Below are 12,055 nucleotides of genomic sequence, written 5' to 3'. Positions count from 1 at the left end.
GCCGGTCATTTAAGCCGGCGCGGTATTTCCTTGATCTTATAAAGGATAAGAATTTTGGCCGGGTTTCTGATCAAACGAATTTTACAGGCGATCTTTGTCGTCATTGTCGTGACTTTGACCGTCGCTTTCGCAATCCGTATGACCGGTGATCCGGCGCTGATGCTCACTCAAGGTGCGGGCAGCGTAACCGAGGCCGATCTGGAGCGCATCCGTGAAGGTCTGGGTCTGAACCAGCCTTTCATCGTGCAATATATGAATTTCATCAAAGGCCTGTTCACGCTGGATTTCGGACGCAGCTTCCTTGGCGGCACTCCGGTTTCCCTGCTGATCAAGGATGCCCTGCCTGCCACTTTGCTGCTGGCTTTTGCATCCATGGCCGTATCGATCATTATCTCGATCCCGCTCGGTATTAAAGCAGCGGTATCGCGCGGCAAATGGGCAGATCAGCTGATCCGTATCCTGTCGCTTGTCGGCCTGTCCTTCCCGAACTTCTGGCTCGCAACCATGCTGGTGCTGCTGTTTGCCGTTGGTCTGCAATGGCTGCCGCCGAGCGGTATGAGCGGCTTTTCCAGCTTCATCATGCCTGCGGTAACGATGGGGATTATCCTCACCGCCACCAATGTGCGTCTGGTGCGCACCTCCATGTTAGAGACCCTGCAGTCCCAGTATATTATGGTGGCACGCGCCAAGGGCCTGAGCGAAAACAAAGTGCTGTACAAACATGCACTGCGCAATTGCGCCATTCCGCTGATCACCTATTTCGGTCTGCAATTCGGCGGGTTGCTCGGCGGTATTGTGGTCGTTGAACGCGTGTTCAACTGGCCCGGCATGGGCACACTGGCTTTCGATGCGGTTTCCGGTCGTGACTATCCGGTTCTGCAGGCAAGTATCACCGTGCTGTCGCTCATGATTATCGGTGTCAATCTTCTGGTCGATATTGCCTATGGTCTTGTCGATCCGCGTATCCGGACGGAGTAGAAAATGGCCGCGAAAACTTCCTCTTCCCTGCTGTTCTCCCGCCTGTTCAGCCTTGAATTCATTCTCGGCGTCGGCCTGACAGCTATTATCTGTCTTGCCGTGCTGTTCTCCGGCCTGTTGTTTCCCGGCGGTGCGGACAAGATCGATCTGATGGCGCGTCTTACGCCGCCATTCACCAATATGTCCCATATTTTCGGCACCGACCCGCTTGGCCGCGATGTGCTGGCACGCGTAGTCACCGGCGGTAAAATCTCGCTGCTGGTCGGCTTTGTCTCAGTTGCCGGTGCCGTGGTTGTCGGCGTTATCATGGGTCTGATTGCCGGTTACTATCGCGGCTTCTGGGATATGGTGGTGATGCGCTTTGCCGATGTGCAGCTCGCATTGCCATTCATCCTGCTGGCCATTACCTTTATCGCCATTGTCGGCGGCGGCCTGATGAACACCATCATCCTGCTGATCGTTTCCCAATGGGTACAATATGCCCGTCTGGTGCGCGGTTCGGTACTGGCGCTGCGTGAGCGTGAATTCATCCTCTCCGCCCGTGCAATCGGTGTCAAAGACTGGCGCATTATTTTCCAGCATCTGCTGCCGAACCTGCTTGGTCCGGTGATCGTGCTGATGACGCTGAATGTTGCCAATAATATTCTGCTGGAATCCAGCCTGACGTTCTTGGGGCTTGGTGTTGATCCGACCATTCCGAGCTGGGGCGGTATGTTGGCCGATGGCCGTACTTATTTGCAAACCGCATGGTGGGTCAGTGTTTTCCCGGGGTTAGCAATTTTGCTGACAGTGCTTGGTCTTAATCTTCTGGGCGACTGGCTGCGTGACAGCCTTGATCCGACAGGGAGAACATCACGATGAGCATGATCTTTGAAAAAGGCTTTGAGCGCAGCCTCGACAAGCTGGTTTCCCGCTTTTCCGATGCGTCGATGAAAGGCGCAACGGTTGAGGCATGGCTGTTCGATGATCTGCAAAGCCGGAAGGCAACAGAAGCAAAGCTGCAGGCACTTGGCATTACAGCCAAATTATATAGTGCCTATAAGCCGCTGGTGCATTTCTTTCTTGAAGATGTGGATTGCAGCAACCTCAAGCAGGTCAGCATCGCCTATCCTGCCCATGAAGCTTGTGCAGCCAATCGCTTTCTGCTGGAAACCTATCCGCTGAGCAAACTGACCGGCGATGCAGAGGTGGATTTCAAATCATCGGGCAAACAGGATTTCACCTATCAGGTGACCCTGACAGATAAAAACGGCACTGCCACGCAGCACGCGGTTTTCGCACCAAACCGCATACATCAGGATGCGGTTGGCGAAACCTTATTGTCGCCGACCGGCTGGCTGAAAGTCACGCATCAAGGCACAACCACATCCGAGCGCTTTGAGACAGATTTTGAACAGCTGTTCCATGCCGGTATTGCTGCTGCGGCCAATCATGCATGGGGCGATACAGAGCCTTATTTTGAAGAGCTGAATATTGCTGTCTCGCTACCAATCACAGATCAGAAGCTAACTCACGCGGAAGAAGCAATCAGCCTGACAGAAGCGCTGCATGAAGACTTCTACTTTGCATTGTTGGAAGTGTTTCAGAAAAAATCCGGCCGCCCGCTCGGTGACCGTGGCTTGCAGCCGGGACAGATTGTGCCGGAAATCACTTACGCAGATGCAGCGCCTTCTATCCGCATCACTGCCCGCGCTTTATCCACGCAGGACAGCACCGGTGAGAGTCAGACTCTTGCCACCGCACAGGCACCGCTATTTGCAGCACAGATCGCACAAGAACTGGAGCTTATTGGTGGTGAGGCTTTTGAGGCCAAATCCCGTTCCGGCCGCAGCGTTCTTGGCCGCTATATCAAAGGCACGGATGAGCCGATGATTATCAGCGGCGGTCAGCATGCCAATGAAACCACCGGTGTGGTCGGCGCCTTGCGTGCAGCCCATGAGCTGAAATCCCGTAAGGGCGCGCATTTCACCATTTCTCCGCAAGAAAATCCTGACGGCTATGAGCTGCACCGCCGTCTCTGTGCTGATAATCCGAAACATATGCACCATGCGGCGCGTTACACCGCTATGGGTGATGATCTGGAATATCGGAGCGGCGAGAAACTCTGGGAAAAGGCCATCCGCACACAGGCTGAAGCGCTGACCGGTGCCAAGCTTCACGTGAATCTGCACGGCTATCCGTCTCATGAATGGACACGCCCGCTCTCCGGCTACATTCCGCGCGGTTTTGGTATGTGGACATTGCCGAAAGGCTTTTTCCTCATCGTCCGCCATCACTCCGACTGGGCACAGCAGTCCGAAGAGCTGGTTGATCATGTCACCCGTCATCTCTCGGCCATTGATGGTCTGGTGGATTACAATAATGCGCAAATCGCCTTGTTTGAAAAACACGCAGGCGAAACCGGCTTCCGCATCATCAACGGCTTCCCTTGCCTGATCGGTGTCGATGACCGTCATACCGTGCCGCTGACGCTGATCACTGAATATCCGGACGAAACCATTTACGGCGAAGATTTCATTCGCGGCCATACGGCGCAAATGGAAACAGTGCTCTCAGCCTATGAGGCACTGCAAAAATTATCCGCCAAATGGTACATTGCATGAATAAAAATCCCGCCGCCTCAACAAAAGCGGCGGAATTTTTTTAATTTATTATACCAACAGGTAAAAATGCCTCATGGCACCCCGCTTTACTTCACCCTGCTGACAAAATAGGCTTTCCTTGCTTCTGATATTTCAGCATCGGCCATCAAACCACTATCTGAATAAAACCAGAGACATATAAATAATTATCCGGCCTTTTGCTTTCCTTATCAGATGCACAAGACAATCGCAGTTCCGGCTCAAAACAGTCCGGAAATGGTGTGTGTAAAGAGGAGAGACCATGCCTGAGACTCTAATTTCCGTTGATCTTTCACAGTCCGCTTATGACAATGAGAACCTGCATAACCGCTGGCATCCGGATATTCCGATCAATGTCTGGGTTGATCCCGGTGATGACTTTCTTATCGAGACTGTCGACTGGACAGGCGGCGCTATCAAGAACAATGATTCCGCAGAAGATATCCGCGATGTTGATCTGACGACGGTGCATTTTCTCTCTGGCCCTATCGGTATCAAAGGTGCCAAACCCGGCGATCTTCTCGTCGTTGACATTCTCGATGCCGGAACACTCAAGGGTCATGAATGGGGCTTTAACGGCTTTTTCTCCAAGACCAATGGCGGTGGTTTCCTGACCGACCATTTCCCGAGCGCCCAGAAATCCATCTGGCATTATGAGGGCATGTTCACCCGCTCCCGCCACGTTCCGGGTGTCAGTTTTGCCGGTATGATCCATCCCGGTCTGATCGGTACGCTGCCTGACCGTAAAATGCTGGAAATGTGGAACACCCGCGAGCTTGGCCTGATCGCTCAGGAACCAAACCGCGTTCCGCCACTGGCCAATCCACCCCATGCCCGCACTGCCCATCTAGGTTCGATCAAGAAGGGTGAAACCTTCGACAAGATCGCAGCGGAAGGCGCACGTACTGTTCCGCCACGCGAACATGGCGGCAATTGCGATATTAAAGACCTGTCGCGCGGTTCAAAAATCTATTTCCCTGTCTATGTTGACGGTGCTGGTCTCTCCATGGGTGACCTCCACTTCAGTCAGGGCGACGGCGAAATCACCTTCTGCGGTGCCATCGAAATGGCCGGCGGCTGGCTGCATATCAAAGTCGATCTGATTAAAGACGGTATGGCAAAATACGGCATTCGCAATCCGGTCTTCAAACCATCGCCGATGGTGCCGAATTATAAAGACTATCTGATCTTTCAGGGTATTTCTGTCGATGAACAGGGTCATCAGCATTATCTCGATGCCAATGTCGCCTATCGTCAGGCCTGTCTCAATGCCATCGAATATATGAAGAAATTTGGCTATTCCGGTGCGCAAGCCTACTCGATCCTCGGTTCTGCTCCGGTGCAGGGACATTTCTCCGGCGTGGTGGATATTCCGAACTCCTGCGCAACTCTGTGGCTGCCAACCGAAATCTTCGATTTCGATATCAGCCCGTCGGCAGCAGGACCGAAGAAGTTCCTCGACGGCTCCGTTGATATGCCGATTGCCTATGATCTTTGAGGTGAAACATGCCGGTTTATGAATATGCCTGCGAAGAATGCGGGCCATTCACAGCTCTGCGTCCGATGTCGGAATATGATCAGCCCTGCGCCTGTCCGGACTGTGAGACGTCTGCCAAACGCGTCATGCTGACAGCGCCCAATCTTGCATCAATGAATGCAAATAAGCGCACTGCAATGGCGGTGAATGAACGCAGTTCTCATGAACCGATCAGCTCAAAATCATTAGGACACGGGCCGAATTGCGGCTGCTGCGGATCAAAATCCAAAAAATCCAAGGCAAAAGTCTCGGCAAACGGCGCGAAGAGTTTTCCTTCCGCCCGTCCGTGGATGATCAGTCATTAAATCTGCAAATAAAAAAGGCGGGTCTTCCCGCCTTTTTTACAAATTAACACCGCGATTGAATTTGGTTTCCATCACAATATTCGATGTTGTGCGGACAATACCCATCATTTCATTGATCTTGTTGATCTCGGCATTGAGCTTTTCCAGCGTATCCGTGCAGATGTGAATAATCAGATCCCAGTCACCGGAAATCGAATGTACAGCCTGTACCGCTGTCAGTGTTTTCAGCTGTTTGATAACATCAGGAAAATTCTTGTTGTTCAGTGCCGCAAAGGTAAAGCACTGGATCGGTGAGCGGTTCACATTCGAACCGAGGCGCACCGAATAACCGTCAATAATCCCGTTGGTTTCCAGCCGCTGGATACGCTCCTGCAAAGCCGTGCGGGATACGCCAAGCTGGCGCGCCAGAGACGCCACAGATTCACGGGCGTTTTTCTGCATCAATGCCAGTAACTGCTTATCCTTATCGGTCATTTGCATAGTCGTCATTCCGTGTCTTAACGATGGGCGCCCTTATAGCGACCTTCCTGAAAGTAATCCATCAGGCGCAGATAATAGTAGACGCTTTCTGCGGCCAGCGGGCCGAAAATACCGCCATTCCAAGTCAGACCATAAGGTTTGAACAGACGGATACGGTCGCTTTCGCCACTCACAGCTTCAGCCACAACACGTCCGCCGATAGCGGTCGTGTTCATACCGTGACCGCCGAAAGAACTGCATGCCCACACACCGTCTTCAACTTTGGCAATGTGAGGCATTTTATGACGCGAATAGCCCATCAGACCCGACCATGCCTTTTCGATTTTCACATCTTTCAGTCCGGCAAACACATCGCACATATCCTTGCGCAGAATTGCAGCGAGACGTGTCTCGTCCTGCTCATTCTTGGTGGTAATGCGCCCGCCCCAGAGAATGCGGTCACCTTCCACCACACGATAATAATCGGATGAGCGACGGTCATCACCGACCGCATCAGTGGTGCGGATGAAATCCTGCAAGCGGCTGCCCAGTTTTTCAGTCAGTACAACATAAGTGGCGATCGGCAGGAATGAACGGCGCAGCTTGCCGAACTGGGAACCGCCATAACCACCACAACACAAAACCACATCATCGCATTGCACAGAACCGTGTGCGGTTTTCACCGTATAACGTCCTGTGGCACCGGCCTGTGGGGTACGCGTGAAAGACTGCATCGCACTGTCTTCAAAAATCCGGCCGCCTTTGGCGCGGATCAGATCAGCCAGACCCAATGCATAATTCAGCGGATGAAAATGGAAGCCGGTACTGTCACGCAATGCCTGTTTATAGATCGGCGTATTCAGCTTCTGACGAACGGCAGCAGTGTCGAGATATTCATATTCATAATTGAAATGCTGCGCCATACGATCACGATAGCGCTGCATCTGGTCCGCAGCCTCATAGCGCACAACGCTGAGCTTGCCTTTGACAATATTGCAATCGGGCAGATTATTCTGCTCAATATTCTCACGGACAATTTCCACGCCTTCAACCGACATGGCAAACAGCTTTTTTGCATCCTCAAAGCCGCTGCGTTTTTCAATCGCGCCCAAGCCTTCAGCCCAGCCGTTCAGACAGAAGCCGCCATTGCGCCCCGACGCACCCCAGCTCACTTTATTCGCTTCAATCACGATCACGGATTTATTGCGTTTCAGCAATTCCCATGCGGTTGTCAAACCGGCAAGTCCGCCGCCGACAATACAAACATCGGCCTGCAAATTTTGCTGCAAGCTTTCATAGGCAGAAGATGAAGCAACGCGGGTGGCGCTGTAATAGGTAGCCGGATATGAACTCATAATGATACTGCTTCTTACAGAAAATGCGTTTCAGTTTGTAAAAGACAATACCGGTTTCTGACTACGGGGGAAGTCCAGAAACCGGCATGCATAAACAGACTGATTATTTAAGCTTGGTATAATCCACGCCGTACCACTTTACGGACAAATCAGACATTGTGCCGTCTGTTTTCAGCTGTTCAAAGATCTCTTTAACCTTAGCTGAGAACTCAGGATCCCCCTTGTCAACGGCAACAGCCAGCGGCTCGTAGAATGCCGGCTCATCAGCCAGCGCGCGGATCGGATAACCGCGCTTCACCGCATTTTCCACGGTTGGCATAGCGGAGACTGTCGCATCAAGACGGGTGCCGTCACCAAGACGCAGATCATCCAGCGGACCTACGCTGTCGCCATAGGTTTTAATATCACCAGGCTTCACGTCATATTTGAATTCAGGTACACCAACGGCATCAATCTTCAGGCTGCCATTGATATAATCTTCGGTGGTTGTGCCACCTTCAACACCAATGGTCTTGCCGTTCAGATCTGCACGCTTTTCAGCCTTGGAATCCTTATGCACGGTGAAAACATAGGGCGTGTAATAATAAACAATCGGGAAATCGAGCACGCGGGCGCGGCCTGATGTCGGGGTCATGGAACCTACAGAAATATCCCAGCGGCCATTCCAGTGACCGGCAGTAATAATGCCCCATTCCGGTGTCACAAAACGGGCAGTCGCACCCAGACGTTTGGCAACTTCGGTTGCAACATCAATGTCAAAACCCACCAGCTTGTCGTCTTTCATGAAAGACTGCGGTGGCCAGTTCGCGGCAGTTGCCACAACCAGTTCTTTTTTACTGGTCACGCGATCCAGCGTTTCACCGGCAAAAGCAGGCAGACTGACAGTCAGTGCCAGTGCTGCAACGGCAGCGGATAAAATTGCATTCTTCATGTGGTTTCCTCCCCAGAGTATAGCGCTAATCAAATGACCTCACCGGAATAAACGCTATGCGAACAACAATAGATAGTTGTGGTCAGAACGGCTGACCGTCCGTATTCATCAGCGTTCCTGACGCTTCATGCGGTTTTCCAGCACGGCCTGACAGCGTTCGAGAATGATCGACAAAATCCAGTACAGCAGTGCAGCAGTAATCAGCATTTCCAGATGGCGGAATTCTTCACGACCCTGCGTACGGGCAAGGAACATCAGCTCCCAGACACCAATCACCGAGACTAGTGATGAGTCTTTCAGCATCGCAATGAACTGGTTTCCTGTCGGCGGGATGATCAGTTTCATCGCCTGCGGCATGATCACTTTGCGCATAGTGGTGAACGGACGCAGACCAAGGGCACGGGCAGCTTCCCACTGACCACGCGGAATGGACATGATCCCGCCGCGAAAAATCTCGGTCATATAAGCGCCGTAGCAGAGCGACAGAGCAAGCACACCGGCGGGGACCGCATCAATGACATAGCCAAGCTGCGGAATACCCAGATAAATCAGATAGATCTGGATCAGCAGCGGCACGCCGCGGAAAAATGACGTGTAAAATGAGGCGATAGCAACGGCAAAACCGTTCTGTGAAAGTTTGGCAACCGCACCGACAATCGCCAGTACAAAAGCAATCGCAATGGAAATTGCCGAGATATAAACGGTCGTGAATACGCCCTGCGTAATCAGGAATGGCAGCTTCGACAAGATGAAAGTGTAAGACAAATCAAAACTGTAGAAGAAATACAGAGCAGCAGAGAGCAATGCCAGCCAGACAACGATCGTCTGTATCTGCATCGGCAACTTACCGACAAGATTGATAATCAGCGTCAGAACCAGCGAAGTGACGGCTGCAACCGCAATTATGCCGCCCGATGTCTGCAATAATCCGGCCAAACCCGTAGCGGCAGCATCGGCTGCGCCTGTCAGATGCCAGTTCTTCCAGACCATAAAAATGAAGGTAACAAGGGCGAATGCGCCCAAAAACCACGGTTTTTGCGTGATTTTATTTTTTTGTACTTTATCGTAATACATGCTGCTCTGCTCCCTGCCTCTATGTCTCCGCCAAAAAAGCGCAGGCTTCCACCCGAACATTTGCCGGAAATGACACAAAAGGCAGTCAAAATCACTGAAATAACAGTCATAATGCGATTCAAAGCAGCAGATTTAACTGCATAAGCGCATGATGAAGTCTTTTAAAAGTGATTTCGCAGGTCATAAAAGACTGAAACACGGATCAATGACCGTCATTTTCACATTATTTCTCGCCGGACATATCGCAAGATATTAAACAGTGTTTTCAGGACACAGCGTTGCCGGTTATGCGACTTGATTTATCCCTGCCCGCACCATAAATTCGGCTCATGCAGCAAGAACCGGAACTGTCCGGCGCTTTGTTCATAATAATTTTAATCGTTCTCAGGGCGGGGTGTAATTCCCCACCGGCGGTAACAGGCGGAAGTCTGAAGCCCGCGAGCGCTTAATCGAATGATGTCGGCATGATCTATATCATCATCTTGCAGGCTCAGATTTTGGTTATGGCGTGCTGAAAATGGTGTTTTTCGAGAACCGGAGCGGAGTGTACTTTGAGTACATGAGCACCGGAAAGCGTAGAAAAACGACATTTGCAAGCCGTCAGAGACAAAATATGTCGGTTAAGGTCAGCAGATTCGGTGCAATTCCGAAGCCGACGGTCATAGTCCGGATGAGAGAGAGCGGGGCTGAAATGGCATCATGCGCGGCGTTTTTTTCCGCCATTGTGTAATTTTCTTCCCGTAGCATTTCCCAATCCCTGGGGTAACGGCTTACGAGACAGGAAGAAAAACGTTGAGCCCAATTGCCTCTGTTCAAACATTAAAACCAACCGTCCGTGGTGCAGCGCTCATGCTGGCAGCCGGAGCAGCTTATGCGGGCGTCAATGTCGCCACCCAATGGGCGGGCACACGCACCGGCATCCCTTCTGTTATTATTGCCTTCTGGCAATATGTCATCGCTCTTGTACTGACCTTACCGCTGCTGATCCGCGAAGGCGCGCGGGCACTACGTACCAATCATCTCGGGCTGCATATTATTCGCGTGGCGCTGGCTGCCGCCGGTGTGCAGGTATGGATTTTCGCCCTCACCCATGTGCCGATCTGGCAGGTGATTGCTCTGTCCATGACCTCGCCGTTCTTTGTTATTCTCTGTGCAAGGTTGTTCCTGCGCGAGGCTGTAACACAGACACGCCTGCTCACAACTCTCGCAGGTTTCATCGGCGCATTGATTATCATTGCTCCGTGGTCTGACACTTATACAGTCTATTCCCTGCTGCCAATTCTCGCGGCGGCGCTTTGGGCAGGCTATTCGGTGATGACCAAATATCTGACCCGTTTTGAAACGACAGCCAGTATCTCCATGTATATGCTGATCCTGCTCACACCGATTAACGCGGCACTCTGGGCTGCATCAGGTGTCGGTTTTCCGGAGATCGCATCGCCATCCATGGAAATCTGGTCAATCCTGCTAACGATCGGTGTTCTGACAGCCATGGCGCAATATTTCCAGATCGCCGCCTATTCCGTGGCTGATGCTGTCTATCTGCAGCCTTTTGACGATCTGAAACTGCCGCTGAATGTTATTCTCGGCTGGATCGTTTTTGCGGCCACCCCAAGCATCAATTTCTGGCCGGGTGCCCTGCTGATTGTCGGCGCGTCGCTCTATCTGATGCGTCAGGACAGCGGGCGGTCATCCCCGAAAATACAAGCAGCAGAATAATCAAAAAACGGCGGGAAATCCCGCCGTTTTTATTTGAACTGATACGCTTTAATGACCTGCCGCGTCTTTCGGCACATCGCCGGGCTTTTTCATCATCGTGGCAAAGAATGCCAGCGAGACAAACAGCACGGTCAGGATCATAAACACGTCGATGAAAGACATCAGCGTTGCCTGCTGGCGCACCATGCCGGAGAGTTTCATCAATGCAATATTGGCACCATCCATACCCGCCGCATTAAATTTAGCAGTCAGATTGGCCAGCATTTCCTGTGCTTCGCGATTGCCCCAGTTCAGATGCTCCGACAATTGCGCATAATGCAGATCACCGCGCCGCATCAGCATCGTATTAATCACCGCCAGACCAATCGCACCACCCAGATTACGCATCAGATTAAACAGGCCGGAGGCGTTTTTAATATGGGATGGATGCAATGTACCAAGCGCCAGATTGTTGATCGGCACCATACACAGCATCATTGAACAGCCTCGCAGAATTTGCGGTAGCAAAAGCTCGTAAAAATCCCAGTCCGCTGTCAATCCCGTCATCAGATAGGTACCGGCGGCAAAGCCGATAAAGCCGATCATCATCATCAGACGCGGATCCATTCGCGTTGAGAGAAAACCTGCCAGTGGCGCTGTCATAAACATCGCCAGACCACTGACAAACAGAGCCTCACCGATCATCAGCGCATCATAACCGCGGATGCTGCCGAGATAGAGCGGATAAAGATAGGTCAGCCCGTAAAGTCCTACCCCCATGATGAAAGAGAAACTCGAACCAAGAGCAAAATTCATATTCCTGAAGGCCGAGAGATCAACAATAGGCTCTTCCGCCGTGAATGCCCTGTAAAAGAACATCAGCGCACCGGCCACGAGCACAACAGTCATAATCACAATATGGCTGTCCTGAAACCAGTCATTACGCGGCCCTTCTTCCAGCACATATTCCAGCGAGCCGAGAAAAGCCGCCATACCGGCCAGACCCCACCAATCGAATTTGGCCAGCAGGGATTTATCGCCCTTATCAAAATCGATCAGATTCCACGCGGCAATCGCCACCAGAATGCCGGGGCCGA

11 protein-coding genes and 1 riboswitch are annotated in these 12,055 nt (G+C 51.9%); of the genes, 6 read left to right on the top strand and 5 right to left on the bottom strand.

The features are described from left to right. Positions 1–54 precede the first annotated feature (54 nt). The 5 genes from A918_RS0118850 to A918_RS0118830 all read left to right on the top strand — a co-directional run bounded on the left by A918_RS0118850 (position 55) and on the right by A918_RS0118830 (position 5,441). Positions 55–978 (top strand): ABC transporter permease, encoded by a 924-nt coding sequence (locus A918_RS0118850; RefSeq protein ID WP_022712555.1) that lies wholly within the window; start codon positions 55–57, stop codon positions 976–978. Positions 979–981: 3 nt separating this feature from the next. Further along, positions 982–1,839 (top strand): ABC transporter permease, encoded by an 858-nt coding sequence (locus tag A918_RS0118845; RefSeq protein ID WP_022712554.1) that lies wholly within the window; start codon positions 982–984, stop codon positions 1,837–1,839. Further along, positions 1,836–3,581, top strand: coding sequence for a M14 family metallopeptidase (locus A918_RS0118840; protein ID WP_022712553.1), 1,746 nt, complete (start codon positions 1,836–1,838; stop codon positions 3,579–3,581). Before A918_RS0118845 ends, A918_RS0118840 begins: the two co-directional genes overlap by 4 nt. Before the next feature lie 280 nt (positions 3,582–3,861). Then, positions 3,862–5,097 (top strand): formamidase, encoded by a 1,236-nt coding sequence (gene fmdA / locus A918_RS0118835; protein ID WP_022712552.1) that lies wholly within the window; start codon positions 3,862–3,864, stop codon positions 5,095–5,097. 8 nt (positions 5,098–5,105) lie between these two features. Beyond that, a complete protein-coding gene (locus tag A918_RS0118830) occupies positions 5,106–5,441 on the top strand; it encodes a zinc ribbon domain-containing protein (RefSeq protein ID WP_022712551.1) in 336 nt (111 codons plus the stop codon). A gap of 36 nt (positions 5,442–5,477) precedes the next feature. On the opposite strand, the gene A918_RS0118825 is transcribed toward A918_RS0118830, so the two are convergent. The 4 genes from A918_RS0118825 to A918_RS0118810 all read right to left on the bottom strand — a co-directional run bounded on the left by A918_RS0118825 (position 5,478) and on the right by A918_RS0118810 (position 9,260). Next, on the bottom strand, positions 5,478–5,921 hold the full coding sequence (locus tag A918_RS0118825) for an Lrp/AsnC family transcriptional regulator (protein WP_022712550.1): 444 nt from the start codon (positions 5,919–5,921) through the stop codon (positions 5,478–5,480). 17 nt (positions 5,922–5,938) lie between these two features. Next, a complete protein-coding gene (locus A918_RS0118820) occupies positions 5,939–7,255 on the bottom strand; it encodes an FAD-binding oxidoreductase (protein WP_022712549.1) in 1,317 nt (438 codons plus the stop codon). Between the two features lie 103 nt (positions 7,256–7,358). Next, on the bottom strand, positions 7,359–8,186 hold the full coding sequence (locus A918_RS0118815) for a transporter substrate-binding domain-containing protein (protein WP_022712548.1): 828 nt from the start codon (positions 8,184–8,186) through the stop codon (positions 7,359–7,361). Positions 8,187–8,294: 108 nt separating this feature from the next. Then, complete coding sequence (locus tag A918_RS0118810) at positions 8,295–9,260, bottom strand: amino acid ABC transporter permease (RefSeq protein WP_022712547.1); 966 nt, start codon at positions 9,258–9,260, stop codon at positions 8,295–8,297. A gap of 376 nt (positions 9,261–9,636) precedes the next feature. Then, a riboswitch (FMN riboswitch) is annotated at positions 9,637–9,946 on the top strand. Positions 9,947–10,052: 106 nt separating this feature from the next. On the opposite strand from A918_RS0118810, the gene A918_RS0118800 reads away from it, so the two are divergent. Continuing rightward, a complete protein-coding gene (locus A918_RS0118800) occupies positions 10,053–10,979 on the top strand; it encodes a DMT family transporter (RefSeq protein WP_022712546.1) in 927 nt (308 codons plus the stop codon). 48 nt (positions 10,980–11,027) lie between these two features. On the opposite strand, the gene A918_RS0118795 is transcribed toward A918_RS0118800, so the two are convergent. After that, the coding region (locus A918_RS0118795) for a DHA2 family efflux MFS transporter permease subunit (RefSeq protein WP_022712545.1) at positions 11,028–12,055 on the bottom strand (1,028 nt) is incomplete at its 5' end.

Source organism: Pseudochrobactrum sp. AO18b (genome assembly GCF_000409565.1).
In the GTDB taxonomy this organism is placed as follows: domain Bacteria; phylum Pseudomonadota; class Alphaproteobacteria; order Rhizobiales; family Rhizobiaceae; genus Pseudochrobactrum; species Pseudochrobactrum saccharolyticum.
The sequence above is the reverse complement of the archived record's forward strand: the minus strand, read 5'-3'. Positions and strand labels throughout refer to the sequence as shown.